The 23,902-nt window shown below is 62.4% G+C and carries 23 protein-coding genes and 1 pseudogene; 3 read left to right on the top strand and 21 right to left on the bottom strand.

The features are described from left to right. Positions 1-70 precede the first annotated feature (70 nt). The 12 genes and pseudogenes from DCN14_RS35890 to DCN14_RS35835 form a co-directional block, all read right to left on the bottom strand. A complete protein-coding gene (locus tag DCN14_RS35890) occupies positions 71-1,873 on the bottom strand; it encodes a hypothetical protein (RefSeq protein ID WP_096506501.1) in 1,803 nt (600 codons plus the stop codon). Between the two features lie 71 nt (positions 1,874-1,944). After that, on the bottom strand, positions 1,945-2,508 hold the full coding sequence (locus DCN14_RS35885) for a phospholipase D family protein (protein ID WP_096506489.1): 564 nt from the start codon (positions 2,506-2,508) through the stop codon (positions 1,945-1,947). 87 nt (positions 2,509-2,595) lie between these two features. Continuing rightward, positions 2,596-3,003, bottom strand: a complete 408-nt coding sequence (locus DCN14_RS35880) for a hypothetical protein (protein ID WP_096506488.1) — start codon at positions 3,001-3,003, stop codon at positions 2,596-2,598. A gap of 21 nt (positions 3,004-3,024) precedes the next feature. Beyond that, positions 3,025-4,245 (bottom strand): ISL3 family transposase, encoded by a 1,221-nt coding sequence (locus DCN14_RS35875; RefSeq protein WP_014723161.1) that lies wholly within the window; start codon positions 4,243-4,245, stop codon positions 3,025-3,027. 131 nt (positions 4,246-4,376) lie between these two features. Beyond that, positions 4,377-4,571 (bottom strand): hypothetical protein, encoded by a 195-nt coding sequence (locus DCN14_RS35865; protein WP_096506487.1) that lies wholly within the window; start codon positions 4,569-4,571, stop codon positions 4,377-4,379. A gap of 22 nt (positions 4,572-4,593) precedes the next feature. Next, a complete protein-coding gene (locus DCN14_RS38515) occupies positions 4,594-4,770 on the bottom strand; it encodes a hypothetical protein (RefSeq protein ID WP_172441917.1) in 177 nt (58 codons plus the stop codon). A 79-nt stretch (positions 4,771-4,849) separates the two neighbouring features. Then, positions 4,850-7,171: a nuclease SbcCD subunit C gene (locus DCN14_RS35860; RefSeq protein ID WP_096506486.1), complete on the bottom strand. Its 2,322-nt coding sequence runs from the start codon at positions 7,169-7,171 to the stop codon at positions 4,850-4,852. Then, complete coding sequence (locus DCN14_RS35855) at positions 7,159-7,680, bottom strand: hypothetical protein (protein WP_096506485.1); 522 nt, start codon at positions 7,678-7,680, stop codon at positions 7,159-7,161. The genes DCN14_RS35860 and DCN14_RS35855 overlap by 13 nt, the downstream gene beginning before the upstream one ends. A 198-nt stretch (positions 7,681-7,878) precedes the next feature. Next, positions 7,879-9,234: a metallophosphatase family protein gene (locus DCN14_RS35850; RefSeq protein ID WP_096506484.1), complete on the bottom strand. Its 1,356-nt coding sequence runs from the start codon at positions 9,232-9,234 to the stop codon at positions 7,879-7,881. Positions 9,235-9,314: 80 nt separating this feature from the next. Beyond that, positions 9,315-9,798, bottom strand: a pseudogene (locus tag DCN14_RS35845) (NADAR family protein). 167 nt (positions 9,799-9,965) lie between these two features. After that, positions 9,966-11,240, bottom strand: a complete 1,275-nt coding sequence (locus tag DCN14_RS35840; RefSeq protein WP_096506483.1) for a hypothetical protein — start codon at positions 11,238-11,240, stop codon at positions 9,966-9,968. Beyond that, the gene (locus DCN14_RS35835) at positions 11,237-11,503 is read right to left on the bottom strand and encodes a hypothetical protein (RefSeq protein WP_059448600.1); all 267 of its coding nucleotides are present in this window, start codon (positions 11,501-11,503) and stop codon (positions 11,237-11,239) included. Before DCN14_RS35835 ends, DCN14_RS35840 begins: the two co-directional genes overlap by 4 nt. Positions 11,504-12,119: 616 nt before the next feature. On the opposite strand from DCN14_RS35835, the gene DCN14_RS35830 reads away from it, so the two are divergent. The 3 genes from DCN14_RS35830 to DCN14_RS35815 all read left to right on the top strand — a co-directional run bounded on the left by DCN14_RS35830 (position 12,120) and on the right by DCN14_RS35815 (position 14,483). Next, positions 12,120-12,728, top strand: a complete 609-nt coding sequence (locus tag DCN14_RS35830) for an AcaB family transcriptional regulator (RefSeq protein WP_096506482.1) — start codon at positions 12,120-12,122, stop codon at positions 12,726-12,728. A 943-nt stretch (positions 12,729-13,671) separates the two neighbouring features. After that, a complete protein-coding gene (locus DCN14_RS35820; protein WP_096506480.1) occupies positions 13,672-14,079 on the top strand; it encodes a polymer-forming cytoskeletal protein in 408 nt (135 codons plus the stop codon). Further along, positions 14,076-14,483 (top strand): hypothetical protein, encoded by a 408-nt coding sequence (locus DCN14_RS35815; protein WP_096506479.1) that lies wholly within the window; start codon positions 14,076-14,078, stop codon positions 14,481-14,483. The genes DCN14_RS35820 and DCN14_RS35815 overlap by 4 nt, the downstream gene beginning before the upstream one ends. Positions 14,484-14,604: 121 nt before the next feature. On the opposite strand, the gene DCN14_RS35810 is transcribed toward DCN14_RS35815, so the two are convergent. The 9 genes from DCN14_RS35810 to DCN14_RS35770 all read right to left on the bottom strand — a co-directional run bounded on the left by DCN14_RS35810 (position 14,605) and on the right by DCN14_RS35770 (position 23,892). Beyond that, a complete protein-coding gene (locus DCN14_RS35810; RefSeq protein WP_096506478.1) occupies positions 14,605-16,326 on the bottom strand; it encodes an ATP-dependent helicase in 1,722 nt (573 codons plus the stop codon). 17 nt (positions 16,327-16,343) lie between these two features. Then, complete coding sequence (locus DCN14_RS35805; RefSeq protein ID WP_096506477.1) at positions 16,344-17,237, bottom strand: ATPase; 894 nt, start codon at positions 17,235-17,237, stop codon at positions 16,344-16,346. 346 nt (positions 17,238-17,583) lie between these two features. Next, on the bottom strand, positions 17,584-18,189 hold the full coding sequence (locus DCN14_RS35800; protein WP_096506476.1) for a DUF4400 domain-containing protein: 606 nt from the start codon (positions 18,187-18,189) through the stop codon (positions 17,584-17,586). Next, the gene (locus DCN14_RS35795; protein ID WP_096506500.1) at positions 18,179-18,442 is read right to left on the bottom strand and encodes a hypothetical protein; all 264 of its coding nucleotides are present in this window, start codon (positions 18,440-18,442) and stop codon (positions 18,179-18,181) included. Before DCN14_RS35795 ends, DCN14_RS35800 begins: the two co-directional genes overlap by 11 nt. Further along, positions 18,396-18,914, bottom strand: coding sequence for a hypothetical protein (locus DCN14_RS35790; RefSeq protein ID WP_096506475.1), 519 nt, complete (start codon positions 18,912-18,914; stop codon positions 18,396-18,398). Before DCN14_RS35790 ends, DCN14_RS35795 begins: the two co-directional genes overlap by 47 nt. A 10-nt stretch (positions 18,915-18,924) precedes the next feature. After that, entirely contained in the window at positions 18,925-20,793 is a 1,869-nt protein-coding gene (traD, locus tag DCN14_RS35785; RefSeq protein WP_096506474.1) for a conjugative transfer system coupling protein TraD, read from the bottom strand. After that, positions 20,790-22,142, bottom strand: coding sequence for a TraI domain-containing protein (locus DCN14_RS35780; protein WP_096506473.1), 1,353 nt, complete (start codon positions 22,140-22,142; stop codon positions 20,790-20,792). The genes traD and DCN14_RS35780 overlap by 4 nt, the downstream gene beginning before the upstream one ends. Beyond that, on the bottom strand, positions 22,142-23,152 hold the full coding sequence (locus tag DCN14_RS35775; protein ID WP_096506472.1) for a type IV secretion system protein: 1,011 nt from the start codon (positions 23,150-23,152) through the stop codon (positions 22,142-22,144). Before DCN14_RS35775 ends, DCN14_RS35780 begins: the two co-directional genes overlap by 1 nt. Then, positions 23,149-23,892 (bottom strand): type VI secretion protein, encoded by a 744-nt coding sequence (locus DCN14_RS35770; RefSeq protein WP_096506471.1) that lies wholly within the window; start codon positions 23,890-23,892, stop codon positions 23,149-23,151. Before DCN14_RS35770 ends, DCN14_RS35775 begins: the two co-directional genes overlap by 4 nt. Between the last annotated feature and the right edge of the window lie 10 nt (positions 23,893-23,902).

The following is a 23,902-nucleotide window of genomic DNA, read 5'->3' as shown; positions in this document are numbered from 1 at the left end:
AACAACGGATGCGACAGGCAGAAAAAAACCCGGTGCAGACGCACCGGGTTGGATTCCAAAGTGTCGGGCTTCAAGCCGCCTGCGAGAACAGATCGACAGGCGCCAGGTTCTGCATCGTGAGGTGCTCGGTGTTCGATATCGCGCGGTCGACGAGAAATCGATCAAGCTCCGCCGGCGTCAGGTTGTGCCGCTCGGCCAGATGCGCAAAGTATTGCCCGCGCTTGGCCATCTCCTGATACCGGCCCGCCATACCTGCCGGAAGCCGAAGAATGCCCTCGTTCAGCCAGAACCGCGCCGACTCCATCCCCGAGTGCTGCTGCGCCTTCACGGCCCAACCAGCATCGAAGCTGCAGGTCACGAACGCACACGCTGCCTCGACGTCCACGTCGAACTGATCGCCCTCTTCGAAATAGACGATCTGCTCACCGGACCTCGTGCGCGCATATCGGCTTGGTCGCTCCGGTTGGCGGTAGCGATTCCACTGTTCCGCGGCGTAATCGCGAAGTCCATCCGTGGGCACCTCGGCGTCGTACGCGCCGACAAAGAACCACCCATGATGCGGGATGTCGATCTTCGGCAGCGGGTCCACGACCGGCACGTGGTAGCGCCGTCCGAGCCGATGCACGTCGAACCAGACCGACAGCGCTGGAAACGCATGCGGCGCGTAGTGGTGCATCGAGAGATAAAAATCGATCGCCACCAGCTGCGCCGGCGTGATCATCTCGAACTGCACGTCGCAGAGCACCCGGTTCTCCGGCGTTTCAGGTATCTCGCCCGTGGCCAGCGCGGCCTCATGCCGCTCAGCGCGCTCGACCTCAAGCGCGTCAAGCGTCAGCAGGTACTGCAGCAATCGAACACGCTCCAGGTACGAAAGAACGTCCGGCTTGACCGCCAGATACCCGGCTTCGCTCAGCTTCCGGCTGACGAGCTCGCGACGGCCGAGATCCCATTGCACGGCCATCAGGTAGTTGCGGAAGCGATTCAGGCCCTCCAGATGACGGTGGCCAGCTTCCTTCACCATCGACTCCATCGAACGATCACGCTCGCCGGTCACGCAACAGAACGCGCATCCGAATCGAGAACCGCACGCGGCACGCGCGCCGCCCTCTCCCAGAATCACACCGCATGTTCCCTCGTTGCCAGCGCGGTATAGATCCGAGAGCCGCCGGATCGACTCGCTGGACACGGGCGACGGAAAGGGGCGACCTGCATCCTCCGCGAAGAGCGAAAGCATCGTCCAAACGCAGCCGGTGGACCACTCGGCGACCGGCGAAAACGTGAGAAATCCGTCCGCATTCCGGACGGGTCTCAGCGCATTCTCGTTGCGAGCGGCCATGGCCGTTGCGCGACTACCACTTTCCCCGAACCGGTTGCCGAGGATGGTGACGACTTCGCCACTTCCGCCAGCGGCCGCCGAGCGCTCGAGTGTGACGCGCAGGCGATTCTGCGGGTCGACCTTCCAGTCCGCGGCACAGGCACGTATGCGCTTTCCATTCTTCACCCCGTTTTCCGGGGTGCGGGGAAGCGTCCCGCGCCCGATCGTCGCAACGACGAACTGAGACGCCAGTGATGGCTTCGCAACATGCACCGATACCGGTGCATCTGCGTGCGCATAACCGTCGCGGATCTCATCCAGCATGGCATGAAGGTGCCAGTGCATACTCGGATTTTCGATTGTCGTGTCTGCGCTCGTCATGAAGTGCTCGCGCGACACGTCGGTGCCGGCACGCCTGACGGCTTCCAGCATCAGGATCGCCGTACACGTCGAATCCTTCCCACCGCTCAGGGCATTCGACAGGGTATAACCCTGCCGAATCAGCGCGACAAGTGCGTCGATCGCCGATTCCATCTTCACCAAGATTTCAGAAAACATATGCTGCTCCAGGTGCACGGAAACAGCCCCATGCGGGAGCCATTCCCGCATGGGTTGAGGATCGATGCCGATCAGGGCGCGCGGTAAAGTTCGCCGCGCGCAGAGACCGATTCCCAGTTCTTCAGATAGACGTCGGCGATCCGCGCGTCGCCGCGCAGCACCACTACGTTCTCCGAGTTGTACCGGGCCGCCTGTTGCGAGTAGTTGTAGCTGCCGGTCTGAACCGTGACGTTGTCGATGACGATAATCTTCGAGTGCTGAGCCGCGTAGCTGCTCACGACCCGAACCGGAATCCCGGCGTACGTGAGCGCTCCGAGCGCGGCGCGTGCTCGGCCGCTGCGATCCTCGTCGAAGTTGCTGCGGGCATCGACCGTCACCGCGACGTCGACGCCTCGCCGTTTCGCGGTGATCAAGGCTCGAGTTACTGCCGGTGCGGTGAACGAGTAGGCCAACACGCGAATCGACTGGCGCGCTTCGCCGATCGTCCGCAACACCAGCGCCTCAGCGCCACCATCCGGCGAGAACGCAATTTCGACCCGCGGCAGGGGCTGCGCCTGCGCGCGGCCGCCCAGCGCGATCGCAACGCAACAGCACAGCCATGCCACCAGCACGGCCCAACCGATTTGCTTCTTCATAGAGGTATCTCCAAAGGAAAAGAAAAGCGCCGCTCCATTCCCGTGCGGGGCGTTGAGAGGCGGCATCGAAACGTTGTGACGAACGAATTAGCGGTTCGCCGATGCTTTCGCCACATCACGCGCGGTGACGGTCAAAAGCCACCGATCGCTGTCTTTCCGCGGCCACTTGGCGAACTCCGCGTACCCCTCTTTCTGCGGAACAGCTGAACTGCCAACCGCAACGAGAAAGTCGAAGCGATCGGCGGGAACGCGTAGTAGCGCGCAGCTGGTTTGGAGCGCGATCCGGACCGCCGAAAGCCCGACGTATGCCGGGGCGTCGATCACCGTCAGCGCATGCAGTGCAACATCACGCACCGACGAGTTCTCTGCTCGATCGGCGATGATCGATAGCGTCGCCAGACGCGCCCGAACCGACATCGAGTCGAACGAATCTCGCGCGCCTTCCGGCACGACACTCGACGCGAGCTGAACAAGATCAACGTTAAGGAGTGGCATATAGCGGCCTTAAAAAAAGGTTCATCGAGGATTACCGGGGAAGGCGGCGCGGATCTTGAGGAAGAAGTATTCATCGTCACGGTACCCGTAAGCCCGACGCTTGATGACCTTGATGGTGTTGTTGATGCCTTCGACGACGCTGGTATTGAGCGGATGGCGGCAGCGAGTCACGATTCCGTGCCAGTAGCCCTGCAAGCGCTCGGCGAACTTTTGCAGGGCGGCGATCCCGCTTTGCTGAGCCTGCTCGAACCATTGTTCCCAAGCCTTTTGCGCCCAGGCTGGCTTCTGATAGAACCAGAGCCGCTTGAGCTCGTCGCGTAACACGTAGACGCATAACAGCGACTGATTGGCCGCCAGCAACTCTTTCAGGTGCACGGCCTGATCTGGCTTGAGGTTGTGGCGGTTGCGCAGCAACAACCAGCGGCTGGACTTCAGAACTTTGCGGGCCGGCTTGTCATGTCGGAGTTGATTGGCCTGGTCCACTCGCACCCGATCTATCACTTCGCGGCCGTACTTGGCCACGACGTGGTACAGGTCGAAGACGATCTCCGCCTGCGGACACTGTTCCCTGATTTCGAGTTCATACGCCGTGGTCATGTCGATCGCCACCGCTTCAATACGCTTGGCAACGCCTTCGGGAAGCTGCTCGAAGAAGGCACGGGCAGTCTCGCGCGAGCGGCCCTGTCCGATCCAGAGCACCTGCCGGCTCATCGGCTCGACCACCACCGTGGCGTAGCGATGGCCTTTATGCAGCGCGAACTCGTCCATCGCCAGATAGCGGATCGTTGACCAGTCGGGCTCGCGCACACGCGCCCGCAGACGCATCTTGTCGATCGATTTGACCGTGTGCCAGCCCAGGTCGTAGAAGGCCGCCACGGCCTGCACGCTGGCCGCTTGCAGCAGCTTCTCGCAGGCCTTGGCGAAGCGCTCCGTCACTCGCTGGTAGCGGCCCAGCCACGCCAGCTTCTCCAGTCGCGGGCCGCCGCAGCGTTCACACCAGACTCGGCGGCGCGGAACGTGCAGCACCACCCGGTATTCGAACAACGGCAGGTCACGCACCCGGCGAACCGTTGTCTCGTGGATTTGCTGGCAGCGTGCACCACATTGCTCGCAATACATGACCTTGCTGATCGGCTTCAAATACAGCGACAGCGTGCGGCCGTCGCCTTCCGGCCATTCCACACGCTCCAACCGGTAACCCGTCCAGCAGCCCAGTGCCTGAAGTGCCTTGCGATCGAGCAATTGCTTCTCCTGACGTCCTTAAAGTCAGGCGTCAGGTTACGCAATCGCTCTAAAACCCTCCACGGTTTCCTACGATGAACCTAAAAAAAGGGCCCCACTCTCTTACGAGAGCGGGGCCGTTGGTCAACGGATTAGATGCAGGGCTTCGGGCGCCCTGCGGGAAAAGTGTGGACTTGGCCATCCTTGCAGATGACCGCATCCGTTTTCATCGGCGGCCGCCTATTCACGGCGTGCGAAGCCACCGCGTAGCGCAGGGCCGGCGCCGGCGGCTGCGAGCCGCCGTGCATCGCGATCAACAGCATCACCAGGTTCGTCATCCCGTCCATCGAACACTCCTCCGTCGGCGATTCAGGACACGACGACAGCCGTAGCGGCCACCGTCACCCAGCGCCCATCAATCAGCACGTCGCGCAGCCGCGAGCCGTTCAGCTCGTAGACGTGCTCCGTACCCATGCGGACGGGTTTCGGGCGAACCGAAACCGTCAGGCTTCGATGCAGAGCAACAGAGTTGGACTTCAGTTTCATTGCGTTCCTCGAAAAGAAAAAAGGCGAGGAACGCCCCTGTGGGGAACGGTCCCCACCAGGGTTAGAAATGTGTGCTGCACTACCTCGCGAGTGCGGCCACGTCGATGACCGCATCGGCCTCCGCAATCAGGTCGGGCGTTTGCGAGATGAAAAACTCTCGCGCATACCCGCCCTGACGCAGCACCTCGCGCTTCATACGCATGAACTGCACCTTGCGATCGGGATCAAGCGGACCGTCCGACTCGTCGCTAAAGAGCGTCTCGTACGGTTGTCCCGCGTTACCCGCGATATACAGGGCGACGCCGCGTGTCAGGCATTCGTTGATCCACACCTTCTGACCACCGGACATCACGCCGACCGCTTTGCTGCTGTCGCTCTCGGCGTCGTGCACGAGGATTTCAAATCCCTCGCGCGTGTCACCGTTGGCCAACGTACGCTGCGTCTGGATCTCGACCGTGAACCGCGTGCCGTAGCACGCAAGCAGCAGGTCGTTCACCGTCTGCGTCAGCGCCGGGCCCGCGTCGTCGATCGTCAGCGCGATCACGCCGTCATTGCCCAGCCCTTTCGCCAACAGCTTCCACTTCGCGATCTCGTCCGAGATGCGCTCGGCGAGTGCCTGCGTCGCTGAGAAGCCCTCAAGCTCGCGCTCGAGCGTCACCAGCGTCGTTTCTCCCGTAGCCTGACTCCTGATCAATGCTTCGATCCTGGCATCCAGCCCCGTGCAGGCCTCGCGTCGAGCGGCCAACTGGCGATCGACATCCGCAATCGCTTGCGCGACATCGACAGAAGCCAGACGCGACACCTCCGCCTCGACCTCCCGCAACAAGCCGTTTATCCGCGCCGTCTCGGTCTCCCGACGCTTCGACGCCTCGCCTCGCTCAACTTCGAGCGACGCAAGTTCCGCCTGGCCCTGTTGCATCCCGGTTTCAGCTGCATCGAGCAGCGGCTTTCGGGCGGCAAGTTCGGTTGCACGTTGCAGCGCCTGCCGGGCCGCCGCGATTTCCGAATTGACGCGCTGCAGTTCGGCGCGCTTCGCAGACAACGCCTCAACAGCCGGCGCCAGTTGATCCAGTTCCGCCTTATGGCCGCGGTACCGGGTCCGAAGGTCATTCAACGAGATGGTCTGGACGTCCACCTGCTGTGCCGCACTCCTCGCTTGCGCGAGCAACGGGCACGTCACGTGAATGTCCATCCCCGCACACGGCACCGAACCGATGACCGCCGATTGCTCGGTCAGGGTCTTGATCAGGTCGGCCTTGGTCGTGCCCTCCGATTGCAGGCTGGAAAGCGTCGATCCGACCGTTGCCGCCCGCAGTCGCGTCGCGTCGAGCTCGTCGATCGCGCGCTGCAAAGGTTCGATCAGTGCTTCGGCCTTGCCGAGCCGAAGCTGTGCATCGTCGCGATCCGCCGCGGCGCCAAGAATGGACTCACGCTGCCGAACAACGGCTGCATGGCCGGCGATCGTGTTACGAATCGTCGTCGCGCGCTGCAGCAACCGTTGCTGCTCCGCCTGCCCGTCACGCTCCAAGACATCAAGCGAAGTCCGCAGCTCGTTGCGACGCGCACCCAGTTCCCCGAGTCGCGCCGCCGCCCCTGCGTTCTCGCCTTGCTTGGCAACCAGCACGGCGTGCTGTTGCGTCAGCGTTGCGATGTCTGCCTGGGCTGCCGTACGCTGCTCGCGCGCGGTTGCGACCGCCGAAGCGTCCATCGCGATCGCATTGCGCGTCTGATCGACCCGCTCACGCTTTCCAGAAAATGCGGTGAGATCCTGCTGCACCACACCGAGTTGCCGGGCCAACACCTTCGCGACCTCTGCAGCCTTGGTCGACAACGCACGGAGGTGATCGATCTTCAACAGCTCAGCGAGCAACGCCTTGATCTCGCTCGCTCCGTACGACGCGAGCGGCCGGCGGTTCTGCGCCGAAAACACGCTCGTGAAGAACGACTCGAGCGAACCGCAAATCGCGTCAACACATCGATCGTAGGTTTCGCCCTTGCCATCCGACACGGTGCCATCCGGCAGCGATACCGGCCGCCACTCGCCATCGGTCGAGCGATAGAACAGGAAGTAGTCCGCCTTGCCGGTCTTGCCGGGCTTGCGGAACGTGAAGGTCGACCGATAGCGCAAGCCATCGTGCTCCCATTCGAACTCCTTGCGCGCCTGCACCCCGCAGATGTGATCCCAGTACGAGAACGCATCGACCGAGAGCTTCGACGCGCGCGACGGCATGATCCGGTACGGATGGAGGTTGTCCATGATCGTCGTCTTGCCGGCGCCGTTCGGCCCCGTCAACGCGATCAGTCCGTTGGGCAGTGACTCCAGGGCGAGTTCGACGCTTTCGCGTTTCATCCCGTCCCGTACGCCATGGAACCCTTCGAGTAACAATTTCAGAGGTCGCATGACTGGATCTCCGCAAGCGTGATGGGCTGCAGATAGTCGTCAGGCAGGAACGGCACGTCATCGTCGTCGATCGCCAGCGTCGGCTCGGGCCGGGAAGCCGGCTTACCCAACGTGCCATCGACGGCAGCCTGCACCGTCCCACAGAGGCGACGGAACGCGTCAGACGTCTGCTTGAGCACCGCGTCCCAATCGGGACAACCCGTGAGGATCTGCAGCTCGCGCCCCGACCACTGACCCGAGTAGCCCGAGTCGAACGACCAGAGCAGGTTCTGCAGCTCGACGCCCGGCGTGACCACGATTTCAGCCTGGTCGGCTTCGATCACATGGGTCAGGACGAACAGGCCGTCGCGTTGCGCGATGACTGCGCCGCGCTGAGCACCGAACGGTTGATGAAAGAGAGCTGCAGTGCACCCGCCATGGTCGACGAGACGCTTCTGCAACGACTTGGCGTCAGTAGACGCGGTATAGGTTTGCGCCCAACGGACGCCGGCAGGATAGAGACCAAACATGAGCACACTCCGGAATGAAGACGGAGTGCACCCCTGACGGGGAACACGCCCCGTCAGGGTAGAAAGAAAATGGATGCAGCGATGCTGCGTTCGATGCGCCAACGGGCGCGGGGTGAACCTCGTTTCGATAGCCACACGGGCTATCGGAACACGGCTAGTGTTCGAAAGTGACGGAATGCAAACCGTCCATGTGCAAAGCTACGCCGCAAACAGATCGTCGCTGACCCAGGATGGATCGTCAGCGACCGGCGAGATAGTCGCCATTGTGGCCAGCGACAAAGCCGGCTCGACGATGGGCGTGCCGGACTGACCTCCAGCGGGCTCATCAGCACTGGCTAAACGCGCCAGGATCGCTTGCGCGATCGCGTCGGGTTCGCCGGCCTCGAGCAGCTGCAGCCGATCAACCAGCGGGACAGCATCGACGTCGGCCAGCTCACACCATCGGGTTAACTTCGCGTCGACCGTCGGCGCCGTGCTGATCCCTTCTGCCCGGCTACGCATGACAGGAAGCACGCGCGGCTCGAGCTTCACGCCGGCGGCCGTCGAGAACATCGCTTCGATCGCCTTGCGGTCGACCAGCTGCTTATGCTCTTCGTCGATCTGCCAGCGGATACGCACGAACTTCCCCGCGGATGCGGCCGCGAGTGCTTCCAGCTCGTTCGTATCAGGCGGCCCGTCAAAAGCAACAGAGACCATTTCACGAGATGGCGTCGGAACCAGCGCCGCATGGGCATCGGTCGCCGAGACTTCCCACGAAAGGTAACCCTTGTTGCCGAGCTCGCCGTAGTGGAAACGTCCGATCGAACCCGGATACCCCACGAGGCGGCCCTCGCGCTCCCACGTCTGGTATTTGTGGATGTGACCCAGCATGAACGCCGAGCACTCCGCACCAAACAGCGCACTCAGGCTGAATTCGTGGTCGAATCCTGCCATCGTGACACCGTGTTCCGTCTGACAACCGTTCACCGTGCCGTGCGACACTCCGATCGTCGGGACGCCTGCCGTTCGAAATGCCGCATTGATCCGGCCGGCAGCAGCGAGGAACCCCGCGAGGGTATCCGCGAGATCTGTCGACGCCGCCAGCGACCCGACGCGCAGCGCCAGCTCTGCTTTGTTCATCGTCGGAAGACAGGTAAAGACCGCTTCGGGCTCGCTATACAGATGGTGTTGCACTTCGTCCTCGTCGAAGACCGGCCCACGAGAGAACCAGAAGTTTCCATTGTAGAGAGCAACCTGACAGACGCGGTCCGCAATGGCCACCGGATACCGCGCGCCCATCAGCGCGAAGTTGTCGAGAGTCCCGGGCGGCTCGTGCGAGAACGTGCCCTGCAGCATCAGCACCGGCATCGCTTGCGCAAGTCGGTGCACCTGAGTCGCGAGTGAGTTCAGCGCCGGCGCATGGGCGTCGAGCCGATGGTCGGTCGAATCACCGCTGATCACCGCCACCTGGGCCTCGCGCGCTATCGCGTCACCTACCGCATGCGAGAAGCACCGGTCCGCCTCGTCGAGGTGTTCAGGCGCGTAATGCAGGTCAGAAAAATGCGCGATCTTCATCAACGCCTCCAGAAAAAGAAAAGGCCACCCGCAGGTAGCCAGAGATAGGTCCGCGCCGGCATGCGGCGCAAAAAGGAAAGTTACGACCGAGAAAGCGCGTCCCGCACGTGCATGAGCGCCTTGCCGAGCAGGTTCAACCCCTGCCAGGCGGACGGATCAGCGATGCGGGGATCCTGTTCGCCGAGCCCTACGCCCCAGATCCGGTCATACGGGCTCGCCTCGACCAGGACCGACGTCCCGGTCGCGCGCAGCGCGTTCGCGAGCCTCGTTTTGTCGAAACTTCTCACGACAGCCGACGAACATGATCTTCTCGCGCGCCGTAATCCAACGAGCCTCGTCGAAACCGCGTACCGAACGGCCAAGCCGCTTCTGCTCGCGTGGCGATGTCGACGACAGGATTGCGTCCGCTGTTGCGTGGTCATCGAACAGCATGGCCTTCGCGTACATCATGAATTGTTCGACACAGTTGAAGGTGACTTCGTGGAACGTGAAGCTGCACGGGTGCCAATTGCTGAACACGTCGGCGGCGCCGAAAAACGCCGTGATGTTGTCGATCCGGCGCATGGGATCCTCCAGAGGGATAGGTCAAGAGATGGCCGCTTGCGCGGACGATTTCGATGCGTGAGGCACGCGGTCGAAAGCATTTGAGCAAATGGCTTTGCTGAAGGGCTCTCCGGATCGCGCTGTAGAAAAGGACACCGGCCCCGAAGGGCCGGCGAAAGGGGTGTCATTTACGTGCCGTGGAACGACTCGACCGCGGCGCCGATTTCACTTTGAAGTGAAGTCGGGTCCTCCAGCGCCGTCGTCAGCCTCGCGATCATCTTGTCGACGTCGGTTGGCCTTTCCACCCAGCCGCGTCCGAATCGGAAGTGGCCGTAGATGCGAAAGGCCTTGCGCTGATCCTCCTCAACGAAGCGAAGGCGCTGCAGCAGGTCCTGCATGCGATGGCGCTTTTCGTCCATCGATTCGGGTGGACCGTCGCCGGCTACAGCCTGATCAGCACGTATGGCGGGACTTTCTCCCTCCGACGGGTGAAGCTGAATCACCGTGCTGCCAGAGTCGGGCAGTGTGGGGCGCCCGGCGCCTTCGATCGCTGCCGTGGCGTCCTCGGCACCGTCGAGCAGTGCACCGATGTCGATATCCGCATCGAGCACGGTCAGCATCTGCATCTGACGCACCGCGTCTCCCGCCTCGTTGATACGCGTGATGTCGAATTCCCGCTTCGAGATCCAGAACTTCGTGCCCGTCAGCTTGCCGCGAGCCAGCTGGACCGTCTTCATCGCCGCGTATGCTTTCTGCAGGACGTAGATCGAGTTCGTCGGGAGTTCAATCAAACCCAGTCCCTTGATATCGGGAATGGCGAAGATGAACTGGGCACCGAGGTTGCATTGCCTGCTTTGGTACTGCGGGCATTGCTCGGGGTTGCAGATGCCATCGGGAATCGCATCATCCTGCCGGAAAATCACGTCGCGGCCGCCGAAATGGCGAGCCGCACGCTGCGCCCGCGGATCGCGCTCTACCTTCGCATACGTCTTGCAGTAGCGCAGACCATCGGGACCGTACTGCGAGAAGTACTTCCGACCGCTCGAGCCCCACGCCGCCATCTCATTCGGGATGTTTTGCATCCAGTCGTTGAAGGCGAATAGCACGGGGAAGCGGTAGAGCCGGATGCCCTGCCCTCGATCCTCACCGTAGAGCCGGAGAATCTCGTCGGCGACGTCCGGATTGTTGAAGTCCGAGCGGCGGCACGTGAAGAAATCGGTGTTGCGCGGCGCCAGCGCATGCTTGAGCCGACAACGGGACTCGATCGCTTTGCCGATCGTCTCGAACGAGTCGCCGGCGGCCACCATCTCCTCGTACAGCGCAACCGCATCCGGATTGCCCCGAGCGGCCGAGGTCAGGACCTTGATGCCGGGCCGGATCTTCCCGATCACGGGCGGGCGCATCGCCCGCTCTTCGACGACGCTCCGTACGGGGCCGCCGATCAAACTGACAACTGCATTCATGAAGGTTTCCTCGCAAGTTGGAAGATCGCCTGGGTTCGCAACGCGTCCGCCGATTGCTCGAGCGCGTTGGCGGCCGCCTCTCCGCGGCGGTGGGCGATACTGGACAGAAAAATCCGGCGGTCGGAGTCGGTGAACATCGCGACCTGGGCCACTTCGCAACGCTCCCGCCAGGCGGGTGTCGTCGTGTCGGTGGTCGACCTTTCCTCGGCGATCGTTTGACTGATCACGTCGGCAATCCGGGAATTGAGACGATTGGGAAGCACACGCACCTCCGGGACAGAAAAAAGACGAAAAAAAAGCGCGTTCCTCGGCAGAGGAACGCGCTTCGTGGATTCGGTGAAATGACCCAAGCACCACGTCCCTTCCGGGGACGTGGTGCTCAGGGAGCCGGTCGGCTCATAGAGAGGACGTTAGGTCGTCCTCGCACAGCATGGTCACGCTGTGCTACAGCCCATTTTCGGAAGTGCCATTCCGACGCAGGTTCACGGCTCAGTCGACTACAGTCGTTCTACCCAGACAGAGGCCTGGAGAGAGACACCCGATGTCCGGGGTCGAACGACGTCGCGGCGCAAATGACTGCGGCCGGCAACGAGTTTTATGACTGAAATGGGGAGCACGGGCGAGGCGCTCATCAGAAAAGAATTCCACACTGGTTGCCAACCAGTCGGAGCATGCCCATAGGCACGGCTTGTACAAAAGATGGACTTCGGCCAGCGAAGTCAAGGTCGATGCGTCAGGGACGCGAGAAGTAGAGTCAGTATCGCGAATATCTCCGCCCGCAATCCCCGAAAAGCTCACGAAAACAGGCTCGCTTTTGCCGGTACGCACATCGAGTGCCTCGCTCAGAATCATCGATGAGAGAGACCACCCGAAAAAATCATGTCTGCCGTTCTCGAACCACCGCACGAAGGGCGCGGGCAACCTGACACGCCCACGCAAAACACCACGCCCACCGACGAGCCGCCGGTGCGCCTCGCCACGTCGACCGGATTGAAGCCAATCCAGCGCCTGACGAGCGACAGCCGTATCGACAAGATCGTGCCGGACTCCGACGCGGTCACGATCCTGCACTACAGCTCTGTCTTCGCACGCACGTTCATTCGCAGCGACTACAACTTCTGCGCGGCCAAGATCGCCGTTGCCCGCGGCGGCAAGGTACTGGCCGTCCAGACCACCCTGCGGGAAACCGCCGACTGGATGCGGAAAGCCACCGCGTGGGTCGAACGGCATAACGCGCGCGCGCTCACTTTCCCGTACGAACAGATCGAATTGAAGGTGACGCGGCCGCTGGCCGGCCTGCTGGTCAGGTGCCTTACCCAGTACGACCGCCTGTTCGTGGCGTCGATGGAGGCCCAGCTCGCGGAAAAGATCACGCCGCAGGACCGGGCCAACATCCTCAAGAACGCCGAAGGCCGGATCCTGCACGTGCGAACCGTGTGCATCCCGGACAACGACCGATACGACGCCGACGGCACTGCGCGCGACTGACGCGACAGCACCCGCAGCACGCCCCACCGGCTTGACATTGGAATCCGGTGAATAAGCTCGTCTTGAGCCTGCCGCGCCTTCTGACACTGTCGCGGTATGCCGATCATCCACGGAGGAAATCTTGGACATTCGAGAGATCCAGGCGCTACATGCCCAATACTCGTCGCAACCGATCGTCATCGACATCAACAGCCACGTCCGGGCGCTCCCTGCTCCTGACCGACAGGAATCGACGCGCGAGCGCGTCACCGCTCGACTCTCTTCTACCGGTCGAAAACTCGGCCGGCCGGCCGCGATCGTCCTTGCCGTCGCAGCGGGGGCGGGACTCACGGGCGTCAGCGCGGCGAGGCTCTGGCACGCGCTCCATCCGCCGCAGGCGGTCGTACACGTTGAGCGGTCGACCACACAAACTCCGGTCACTCCGCCGGCGCCCTCAGCGGCCTCGACGACGCGCGGCTCCCAACGGCCGCTCACCAGTGCGGACTTTACCGAGCCGACCGCCGGCATGCCGGCCGACCGGCCCCGCGTCGACGTGCAAGCGCTGCGGACCGGGGACGCTGACGGATCGGCGCCATCGGCTAGCGCCGCTGCGCCCGTGGCCGATTTGGAAAGGGCCGCCACGTCGCCGATCCGAGCCGCGCGCGCGGCCTCGAATCCGGCCGCAAGCCAGCGACAGGTCACAACCGTTCAAACGCCCCCGCCGACACCGCCCGCAGCGACGTCAGCACCCGTCGAGGCACCGCCCACGGCGCAGCCGGCTGAGCAGCCGAAACCCGCGCCGCGCAGGGTCCATCGTGCACCCGCTCGGCCGCGCCAGGAGCCGGCTACCACCGAGGCGACAGCATCCACACCGCGTAACGAAGCCACGAAGACCGAGCACTCCCCGAAATCTTCGACACCCGCCAAGACCGGCGACGTTCCACTCTTCTGAAAGAGGCACACCATGAAAGCGAAACCGAACAACGTGACGGTCCTCATGCCCGGCCTGGTCGTCGAAGGCAACATGATCCTCGACCACGGCCTGAGCGTATTCGCCCTCGCGAATGGCGACATCATTTCCACCGAGGGCCTGCTGCACGTCGGGGCCGGCGGTATCGTCAAGGGCAAGGTACAAGGCGAAATCGTCCGGATCGATGGGCTCGTGGAGGGCGACGTCCACGCTCGCGACATGCTCGAAATCAACGGCCGTGTGCTTGGGAACGTGTTCTATTGCGGCACGATCCGGCTCGGCCAGCACGCCGCACTCAATGGGCAACTCCGTCGCGTATCACGTGAACTCGTGATCGAGAATGCGGCCGCCGAACGCGAGACTACACCGGAGCGCCTTGTATCCAATGGTGCCGCTCAATGATTACCCTCCGCCGCCTTCATCGCGTTACTGACTTCGTTGTTGCATGTGTCTGGGCGATTCCGATGCTCCTCTTCACGGGATACATACTCTGGAGTCTGGTGCGCCTCTTCCAAGACGACGCAAGCTCGCAGATCGTCTGGGTCATACGGACCGCCGCGTACTTCTGCGTTCGAGCCGTCACCGGCGTATGGGCCGGACAATGGTCGTTTTTCCCGATCAGTTTCGAGCAATTCAATTTCATCGACTGGGCATTGCTCTATATCTATGGAGTGGTTATCGATCTCGTGCTGGCGTCCCTGGTGCTTCAAATCGGTTTCGTGACAACCCTTTACCTCAATCGCTGCGCGTTCGCTGTGGCGGTTCGGATCCGGCGCTCGAGACGTGAGAAGGTAGGAGTTTCGTAGCCACATCACGACCGCGGCCGACGCACCTCCCTCCCGGCCGACACCCGCGATTCCGTGCCGTATTCTCGTATCGGTAAACAAGGGCGAGTGACATTTCTGAAGTCGCCCCAGTCCGGCCGCCTCATGCGGCCGAATTCTGTTCGATCCCGGACTCAATCACAAAGCGCGAGACGGGGTTCTTCTTGATCGACGAGATGGTCAGGCTATCGCGAGCGCGCGTCATCGCGACGTAGAAAAGGCGCCGCTCCTCCGATTCCGGACTCTTTTCATCGGGCACCACGCCCTCCTCCGATCGGCTGATCCACACGTAGTCGTACTCGAGTCCCTTCGAGCTGTGCATCGTCGTCAGCACCAGCACGCCGTCGCCAGGCTTGTTGTTGTCGCGCTTCAGGAACTCGATACGCTCCGTAAACGAACCGTTCAGGCGGCTCACCACGTCGTAGATGCATTGGATCGCCCGAATCGCGACGTCGCCCTTGGCGTACGTCATCATCCATTCGTAGACGCCCTCCAACGCGAGCGAGTGGAACGATCGCTGGCAGAGCGCCTGCCACTCACCCAATCGCTTCATGAACGCCCGGTACGCGGTCGCGGTGTCCTCGCGCAGCCCGAGGCCTACGAGTTCCTGTTTTTGCATCTGGACAAAGGCGGCGCCCATGCGCTTGTGCAACGCACCGAGGTCGTAGGAGCTCATGCCCATGTAGCCCAGGACGGCGTCGATGCCGTTCTGCTTGTGGCCTTCGACCACCTGCAGCAAATTGCACATCAGCGCGGCCTGCGGCTTGTTGAGCACGGACCCGCCCGACGCGCGGTAGTACGACACCCCGTGTGATCGGCACACTGCCTCGATCGGATCGAGGATCCGGTTCGTTCGCGCGAGGATCGCGCAGCTTGCGCCGGCAGCGAGTCTCGGTTGGAGCGCCTCGACGGCGGCCACCGCGTCGCCATACTCATCGTCGAACCGTCGTGCCGTGACCACGCCGCCGGCGCCGCGGTCTGCATGGAGGACCTTCGGCATGCGGTTGACGTTGTTCTGAATCACCCGGTCCGCCGCCGCCAGGATCTCCGCGCGGCATCGATAGTTGCTCCCAAGCACCACGCGTTGGGCCTCGAACGTGCTCGCGAAGCTCTCCATGCCACGAAAGCCGAGTGCGGCCCGGAACCCGTATATGCTCTGGTCGTCGTCGCCCACGACCGTGACGTGCGTGCCCGCGCGAGCGTGCAGCTCGACCCACCGGAACTGCAGCGGGTCCGTATCCTGGAACTCGTCGACGAGCAGATCGGTGAACCGATACGGCTTGATGTCCTCGCTCTGCATCCGCTCGACGGCGAGGCGCAACATGTCCTGGAAGTCGATCTTGCCGTTGCGTTCGAGCGCGTCTTGGTAGGCAGCGTAGAGCGTGGCCTCGGCCGAACCCTCATCAGCTCGACCGAAGTTCGTCTTGATCCGCTCGATGATCGGCACAGCCTCTTCGACCTTCCAGTCGTACCCGAGCTCGGCAAGCACGCGCCCAAGCATCCCGAGGCGATCGCCTTCCGATGCGATGTCCGGCCGCCCCCGGCCGGGCCGTTGCAGCTGCTTGTACGCGAGCGAGTGGAAAGTGCCGGCGATCAGCCGGCGTTTCGCATCCTGCGGCGCCAGCGCGAGAATGCGCTCGCGAAGTTCGACGGCCGCATCCTTGCTGAAGGTGACGGCGCCGACCATCGCCGTCGGGTCCTGCAGCAAGAACGCGGCCTTCGTCGCGCTCATCTTGGTCTTGCCCGCGCCCGGGCACGCGATCGCGAGGCAGTGGCGGCGCAGAAGTGCCACCTCGCGCTGTTGGGGATTCAACTCGTCGAGCATGGCACCGGTCTTCCCGATCAGTTACCGCGAACGGTGTTCATCAGCTTCAGGTGGGTCGTGTAGCCGCGCAGGCCGACCGGGTGGAACTTGCGCAGGAAGCGCGCGGTCTCGTCGTCGACGTCGGACTGGTCACGAATCCCGTTCCAGACGAGGAAATCGAAGTGATCCATCACCTGGTCGAACTTCAGGATCACGGAGAGCAGGCGCATCGAGAACCGCGAATATGCCTCCACTTCGATATCGAGCGACGGTTTCGTCACGGTCGGCGCGAAGACTGTCTCGCCGCGATCGCGCATTTCCGTTTCGGTCTTCACGCGGAATCCCTGCGCGACGTCGAGCTGTTCGTTCACATAGGCTTCGAGCTGGTCGAGCTGCTTCTCGAACCACGTGCTGACGATCCCCTGCTCGTTCGCGCCGTACGTCGCGCGACCGAATCGCTGCATGTTGATCGTCATCCGGTTCAGGTACGGCCACCACTGCTCGAACAGCGGCCGAAGGCGCGTGTGTTTCATCGTGACCCGCGCGGTCACGACCGCGGCGCCCGACAGTTGCTTGTTCATCAGCTCGCGACCGATCTCGCGACGGCGCTGGATGATTCGCGCGCGCTCTGCGGGCGACAGGTCGCGGAACAGCGTGCGGGTGCGCGCCACCTCTTCGAGCTTGAGCTTCGCTTCATCGCTGCTGATCAGCCCTTCGCGCTGCAACACGTTGGCCGAATTCTCCATCTCGTCGAGTTCCCGCTCGACTTCACCATCGTCCGCGCCGTCAGTCGTCTGCCGGGTGTCACCCTCAACCAGGCTACCCTCGACTGCTGATTCTCCGTCGCCCGCCGGCGGTAGTACGGCCACGTGGCCAGGTGCCACGTCCGCGGTATCGGTGCCGACGTGCGCTTCTTCGTTGATCGTGCTCATGTGGATCCTTTCTGGTTGACTAACCGCACGTGCGGCTTGCGTCTATTCTTGCGGGCCTATGCTGCGACGGACGTCCAAAACGTGAACGATTTCGCGCGGCTTTCGCGGCCGCCGCGAAACGCTGGATGAAAAAAAGCCCCCTCACAAGGAGGGGGCCAGGCTGAAAGCTCTACGGGGAGTCGAGCTTTCTGAGGACCGTAGACCAATGAATTATTGTGGCGCGGCCGGGCCGCCCAGTTCGGTGCAAATCGTCAGGTATTTCGTCTGCCTTTTCCCGGTGCGCGGCGCGCAACCGGTTGTGGGCCTTTCGGCAGAAAGCTATACGAAAAGCTGGGGCTTTCCCGGGCTACTGGTATGAAGATGCCGCTTTCCAGAGCAACGCGCCGAGACATCCCGCGATCGCCAGCCAGTACGGTGCAAGGAGCGGCACCGGCGCGATCAACACCGTGAAAGTCACACCGAATACCAGCAAGATCCCATGACCGGCGAGATGGAATGACAGCGGACTGACGTAGCCGGCCGCCGCGGCCCTAACCTTGCGCCGGACCGTCCCGTCGATGAACATCGCGATGCCAAACATGAGCGCGCCGAGCAGCCAGTACTTCATCACGGTGAGCCGATAGACCATCCGGTATACCAACCGCCAGAAATTGTGGACCCACCGACTGGCGAAGTTCGCCACCCCACCGTCCTCGATCTGCGAATCGTTCGTGGACTCCATGGAGGCATGTACCAGCCCCGTCTCGACGAAGTAGCGCTTGAACGTACGATTCGTCGCGTCGACAGCATCCGCGGTTCGCGCTTCTCCAAGGCTGGCCGCAACCGATTCCGCTTCGGCATCCGGGATCGCGAACAACGACGGGTCCGGCAGCGCCGGCATCAGCGCAACCGAGAGCAGCGGCACAAAGAAGAACCACATCTTAATGTGACCGACAAAGCGGCTACCGGCCATACAGCTCTCCCACGAGGCCGCCGATGAGATAGATCGGCAGGATGATCAAGCCGGCAAGGCCGACATAGAATCGCGCCGGCTGGCGATCGATGAACATGGCCAGTGCGTACGCCATCGCGTTACGGCCCTGCTGGAACTCCAGCGGCGGTCGTGCAGCCGGATCGTCCTGTGCGGCTGCAGTCGTTATCGCGCGATGCACGGTGTGGTCATCGACCCGCGTCAGCGTCCGAATCAGAATATGCGTGAGCGACATCGTATTCCTCGAAGTACAGTCGGAAGGTTTCCCCCGTCAGCGCGCGTGCCGCGAGCTGGAACGCCGCCGATCGCTGGCTGATGTTTTCCGGGCAACGCTCGTCGACCATTTCCGGCACTTGCTTGTGGCGCGACTCGAACGCCGTCACCGGCTCGAACATCGGCGACCAGACGTGGCACCGCTCGCCTTCACGCACGACAAAGCGCCGTGCGTACAGCATATGGGCGGACCCGAACAGGCCTTGCATGAAGGCGACATGGGGATCGCCGGTTTTGCGCACGCGCTTGAACGCAGCCAGGCCGTCCACGAACATCTCCTTGACGAGCGGCTCCGCCTTCCCGATGAAGTGCTCACCGACGAACTCAGCAACGCGCGTGCATACAAGCTCCAGTTCGGGCGCGAGGGTGAACACCGGGGTCAGGTGGGCGGAAAGTTTGTGCTCGCGAATGATTTTTTTGAATACGGCAGACATGCTTGGTTGTTTAGCCTGTAAGAATTGGAATACGTCCCTGGTACACCGCGCCGCCCGAAATCCGCATGAAGTACTGCAGGTTCGGAAGGCTCTGGATGAGGCGAGTCGGTATCAACGGCACCGCCTCCAGCTGCTGCGACCGCGTCACCGATCCGGTGAACTCGCCGACATGGCCTTCGCTCGCCTTGCTTGTGCTGCTCGAGACGATTAGGTTTCGAATCGCGGTATCCCCCACCTTTTTCGAGAACCACTCAGCCGTGTCGGTATCTTCCAAGCGTAAGATGATCTGGTTGTTCAGGTTCCCCAAAACCTGCAGCATTTTGGCCGCATTCCCCAGCTTGGCTTCGAGGTCGGCACGCGTCTGGAATGCCACGAACGCGTTGAAGCCTGCGCCACGGCCCTTGTTCAAAATCTGGATCACCTGCTCGTTGATCGCCTCCGCAATCTCGTCGATGATCAGCACGACCTTGGGGGGCGTGTCGTAGAAGTTGTAGATCGAACCACACACCGCCGAGACGTCGGCCAGGATCATCGACGCGATGGCCTTGGCGACAATGCTGTTGGACAGCGAGTCGAGGCCAATGTGAAGGACAGCCTTCTGGCGAATCACCTTCTCGATCGTCCAGATCTCACGTTCGTCCTCGAAGTCGTCGACCTTCGGCGCGAGCATCAGGCCGGTTTCGCCCGTGGCGAGCATCTGCAGCAGCGGCAGTGCCGACGCAATGATTCGCATGTAGTGCTCGCGGTCGTGCACGTGCGTCGCGATCAGGCCGTCGATCGCTTCGTGCCCCCGGTCGATTGCGCCGAACCGAGCCTGGTAAAGCGAGATCATCGCGTCGACCTTGGTCGAGCCCGGCTTGTTCGCGAACTTGACCGTGTCGGCTGTTACCAGCTCCTCCCAGTTGCTCAGTCCGCTCTCGATGAAGAAGCGCTTGAGGGCCTTCTCCAGGAGCGGGTCGATCCCGAGCTGCGCGTACTTCAGGATCGAGCGCAGGTTCGGCTTGTCGCCGATGTACAGTTCGCCGTTCACCGATCGGCTGATGAACAAGTACGCAAAATCCCGGAATGGCCCTTCCTCCATCAGCTGCGCAATGCGGCTCGGAATCTCGGACGGCTGGGACCAACTATCGAGCGGCTCGAGACGAATGGACTCGGATGGCTTTGCCTGATTGAAATATAGGAACTTGCGGCCGGTACGCTTCGCCTCGCGCTCGACACGCGCCTTCCATTCCTTGTCGTTTTTCGGATCGATATCGATCAGCACATCGCCGCAGTGAATCACCTGCGTCGAGATGACTTCGTACGTCCTCGTCTTACCCGAGCCAGTGGTGCCGCCCACCGCGGTATGGCCGCCCATCGCCTTGTAGTGGAACGGCACGTACCCCTCGTTGGCCTCCAGCCCGTGTGTCCAGGACACGCCCTGCGGCGTCCGGTCTCGGATACTGTCCTTCGGTGCGAACAGATTCTCGATCATCTCCTCGAACGCACGCCCTATCTGGGTCTTCGGCAGCCACCTAGGCAGACCTGGGATCTCGGTGGTCGGCATCCGCAAGATGTCGTGCGCCATCTGGCAGTGCTTCTGTGTCCATTCGAAGCCCGTGCCGAGAAACATCGCGTCCGCCTCAGCCTTCATCCGTGTCTGGATCGCCAGCAAAGCCGGTACCGCAAGCGTCGTCAGCCATTTCGTCGACAGTCCCATTCGGAACTTCAGCGCGCGCCAGACCTGACCGGAGCGAAACCCCCAAAAGGCGAACGCGAAGAGAGCGAATGCCCAGCCGTACGGCATGCCCGAGAACGGAAGAAAGAGCAGCGCAACCAGCCACCCAAACGCAGCCCTGACCTCGTAGATCGGCCGAAAGTGGTTGATATGGCCTCTCATGCACCACGCTCCTGAATCAGCTCACCGATACGCGGCGCCAACGTGACTTCCGACGGCTCGTTGGCGAGCAGCAAACTTCGGCGGCGCATGTGCTCAATCAGGGTGTCGCTCGCGACGCCATAGCTGCCGATGGTCCGCTTCGACAGGACGAGTCCCTGGTCGGTCCAGCGCACCTTCGCCTTCGCCGCCGCGACGTCCTGCTGCAGCGCCGAAAAGAAGTCCACGATCATGCGGGGTGCCCCCTTCAGCACCTCATCGAAGTGGTTGCCGTTCGGCGCGGCGGCGGCCGGCTCGCGGCGAATCTCGACCGGATTGACCGCCGCGGCCGGCGGCGGAAGCTCGAGCGCCATCTGCCGCGCATCCGGGCCCTTCGGGGCCCCGTGTGCAGCCGTCGCCGCTGGCGTCGCCGCCATCGTCGGACTTTCGGGGGCAGCAGTCGGCAGCGATCCTGAAACAGACGGTGCGCTACCGCCGGCTGCAACGGGCTCCGGCGCAAGATCGGCTGTCGCAGGCTGTGCCGGTGCTGGTGCTGGTGCTGGTGCTGGTGCCGGTGCCGGCGTTGGCGTGGCCGCCGTCGCCGCCGCCTCGACCTTCGGCTCCAGTTCCGCCGCCACATGGATAGCAGAGGGAACAGCGAACGTCACCGGCTCGAAAACCGCCTGCTGCGCCTTCCGATCGAAATCCGCAGCCGTCGCGACTGCCTGCCGCACGACCTTGTGGGTCAGCGACTCGACACCCATCGGGCTCTGCGTCGGGTTGATGGCGCCGAATATCTCGGCCTGAACTTCGGAATCGAGTCCGCCGAGCAGCTCGGTGCCGACCAGCGCATGCGCCAGCATGCCGGTCCTCATCCGTTCGACGGGAAGTGGCGTAGCGCGACGCGCCACACGGTAGCTCGCGCCGGCAAGCCACGGCCCGAGTGCACCGTGAACGGAGGGATTCCAGACCTGGCGGTCCGTCGCACGTTCGATGTCGAAATGACGGTACGGTTCGTCCAGGCCCGAGCAGATCGCTGCGAGAAACACGCCGTAGTTGTATTGCGGTTCGATCCGCCGGCGACGCTCGGACGAGAGGTTGGCTCCAAACTTCAACCCACCGGCCAGCCGCATCGCATAGAACGCCGTTTCCACCGTCCAGCGGAACGCGCCGGCTGGCTCACGGTACAACTCCGGGCTGAAGGGTATGGAGGAAAACCAGTCTGCGCAGCGCCGGATCAGCACCATCCACTTTCGATCGAACTCGGCACGTGACGACTCGTTCGCACACTGCGCGATGAGGTCGATTCGGCGTTCATTGCGGGTCACCAGTTCCCCCGCGTCAATTGGCTCGAAAAGACGTGCGTCCGTCATCACACCACGCCCTTCGTTGCGAGTTTCGTCAGGCTCTTGAATGCCGCGCCGCTTGCGTTCGCGCCACCACCGAACATCGAAGCGAACTTCGGAATTTCGAATGCGAGGATCAGGACGAAAATCGACAGGTCCAGGGTCAGCGATCCGGAATACGGTGTCGTAAGTCCCTTCGAGATCGTGTTGCCGAACGACGTCGCAAGCGTCGTCGTCATCAAGCGCTGAAGAATCGCCGCGACGACCATGTACATGCCTGCACCGATCGTGAAATCGAGCCAGCTCTTGAACCACCCCCGCGTAAACTCCGACATGCCGAGCGCGAACGCGATCTTTCCCATCACGATCGCGACGGCCATCTGGATCGTGCCGAGCGAAACATAGAAAAGAAACACCAAGGCCGCGATCATCAGGAACAACCACGCGAACAGCAGCGGTGCAAGGTTGATCAACAGCGCAATATAGTTCCACCAGTGCTCCGCCTTCAGCGCCTCGATGACTGCGTCGTAGATCGCGCCAGCCGACTTAACCATGGCCATCGGCAATGACTGGGCGTCGGTACCTGACACTGCGATCGCCATGTCGTTGAACCATTTGTAGAACCCGGGCGCCCACCTGCCGTAAGCGATATAGACCGCCGCGAAGATGCCCAGTATTGCGAGGTCTTCGAAGAGGCTCTGCCAAGCCGCGATCGGATCTCTAGTAGCCGCGAATCGGAGCGACGCCAGCACGACCGTCGTCACCGACAACCCAAACGCCATCTTGTTGGATTCCTTGTCGAGCGTCTTGCTGACCTCTACCGCGAGATCGATCAGATCCTTCATGATTTTCGAAATCTCTTCGATCGCCGCAGTGGCGCCCTTCGCGACCTCCCCGTTCACATAGCTCGAGCTCCAGCCGGACGACATCGCCTGCGACAAGCCGTCCATTAGCCCCGCGCGTGCCGCAGTCGGTAGCGCGAGCGCGAGAATGAGCAGCCCACATCGGAGCCACATGCGAAGTACGCTTTTCTTCATTGCTGCCCGATCCCGTACGCAGCCCGCTCGGCCTGTTGCTTCGAGATGAATTTCTCCGCGTCGCCCGCCTTTTCCTTGTCCTCCTCTGCTTGCTGCGCATCCTTCTGCGCGTCCTTCTGCGCCTTGGCCGCGTTCAACTGGAGGATGTCCGCGTTCTGGCTCGTCACAATATCGAGGTAGTGCGTCGTGATCTCGGCCGTCGCCTGCTGAGTCGGCGACATCGCCAGCTCGGACTGCAGTTGCTGTCGGCGCTGCGCCATTTCGTTCGTGTGCTGCATGATGTTCGAACCCATCTGGAACAGGTTTCGCGCGACCTTGTCGTTCTGTTGGACCAACGTGTTCAGGTCCGCGAACCACTGCGCATTCGACTTGCCCGAGCGAGTAACCAGTCCCTGGACCTGGGTGACCCATTCACCGCCCTTCTGGAGATCGCCGTAGAGGCCCTGCAGCGTGCCGACCAGCCCCTTCACCTTGTTGATATCGCCGGTGATCTGGTCATACGCAGCCTTCCACGCAGCAGGATTCAGATTCTTCGCCTGCAGCAAGTCATTCACCATCATCTGGTACTGGTAGAGGATGTTGGTGTTCTGATATATCTCGCCCTTGACAGCCTTAGCCGCCGTGATCACGTTCTGCGCAAAGTTCGTCGGGTCGAACACCGTCAGCTGCGCGAACGCATGTTGGGTAAGGAACATCGAGGCCGCGAATGCCGCGGCGCGAAGGGTCGGCAAGAGTTTCATCGTGGGCCTT

Origin of the sequence: Burkholderia sp. IDO3 (assembly GCF_003366075.1) — a bacterium.
Classification (GTDB): domain Bacteria; phylum Pseudomonadota; class Gammaproteobacteria; order Burkholderiales; family Burkholderiaceae; genus Burkholderia; species Burkholderia anthina.
The sequence above is the reverse complement of the archived record's forward strand: the minus strand, read 5'-3'. Positions and strand labels throughout refer to the sequence as shown.

Coding starts and splice junctions, on each gene's coding strand:
- DCN14_RS35890 (WP_096506501.1), bottom strand. CDS start 1,873: ATGTTTTCTGAAATCTTGGTGAAGATGGAATCGGCGATCGACGCACTT.
- DCN14_RS35885 (WP_096506489.1), bottom strand. CDS start 2,508: ATGAAGAAGCAAATCGGTTGGGCCGTGCTGGTGGCATGGCTGTGCTGT.
- DCN14_RS35880 (WP_096506488.1), bottom strand. CDS start 3,003: ATGCCACTCCTTAACGTTGATCTTGTTCAGCTCGCGTCGAGTGTCGTG.
- DCN14_RS35865 (WP_096506487.1), bottom strand. CDS start 4,571: ATGGACGGGATGACGAACCTGGTGATGCTGTTGATCGCGATGCACGGC.
- DCN14_RS38515 (WP_172441917.1), bottom strand. CDS start 4,770: ATGAAACTGAAGTCCAACTCTGTTGCTCTGCATCGAAGCCTGACGGTT.
- DCN14_RS35860 (WP_096506486.1), bottom strand. CDS start 7,171: ATGCGACCTCTGAAATTGTTACTCGAAGGGTTCCATGGCGTACGGGAC.
- DCN14_RS35855 (WP_096506485.1), bottom strand. CDS start 7,680: ATGTTTGGTCTCTATCCTGCCGGCGTCCGTTGGGCGCAAACCTATACC.
- DCN14_RS35850 (WP_096506484.1), bottom strand. CDS start 9,234: ATGAAGATCGCGCATTTTTCTGACCTGCATTACGCGCCTGAACACCTC.
- DCN14_RS35840 (WP_096506483.1), bottom strand. CDS start 11,240: ATGAATGCAGTTGTCAGTTTGATCGGCGGCCCCGTACGGAGCGTCGTC.
- DCN14_RS35830 (WP_096506482.1), top strand. CDS start 12,120: ATGTCTGCCGTTCTCGAACCACCGCACGAAGGGCGCGGGCAACCTGAC.
- DCN14_RS35820 (WP_096506480.1), top strand. CDS start 13,672: ATGAAAGCGAAACCGAACAACGTGACGGTCCTCATGCCCGGCCTGGTC.
- DCN14_RS35815 (WP_096506479.1), top strand. CDS start 14,076: ATGATTACCCTCCGCCGCCTTCATCGCGTTACTGACTTCGTTGTTGCA.
- DCN14_RS35810 (WP_096506478.1), bottom strand. CDS start 16,326: ATGCTCGACGAGTTGAATCCCCAACAGCGCGAGGTGGCACTTCTGCGC.
- DCN14_RS35805 (WP_096506477.1), bottom strand. CDS start 17,237: ATGAGCACGATCAACGAAGAAGCGCACGTCGGCACCGATACCGCGGAC.
- DCN14_RS35800 (WP_096506476.1), bottom strand. CDS start 18,189: ATGGCCGGTAGCCGCTTTGTCGGTCACATTAAGATGTGGTTCTTCTTT.
- DCN14_RS35795 (WP_096506500.1), bottom strand. CDS start 18,442: ATGTCGCTCACGCATATTCTGATTCGGACGCTGACGCGGGTCGATGAC.
- DCN14_RS35790 (WP_096506475.1), bottom strand. CDS start 18,914: ATGTCTGCCGTATTCAAAAAAATCATTCGCGAGCACAAACTTTCCGCC.
- traD (WP_096506474.1), bottom strand. CDS start 20,793: ATGAGAGGCCATATCAACCACTTTCGGCCGATCTACGAGGTCAGGGCT.
- DCN14_RS35780 (WP_096506473.1), bottom strand. CDS start 22,142: ATGACGGACGCACGTCTTTTCGAGCCAATTGACGCGGGGGAACTGGTG.
- DCN14_RS35775 (WP_096506472.1), bottom strand. CDS start 23,152: ATGAAGAAAAGCGTACTTCGCATGTGGCTCCGATGTGGGCTGCTCATT.
- DCN14_RS35770 (WP_096506471.1), bottom strand. CDS start 23,892: ATGAAACTCTTGCCGACCCTTCGCGCCGCGGCATTCGCGGCCTCGATG.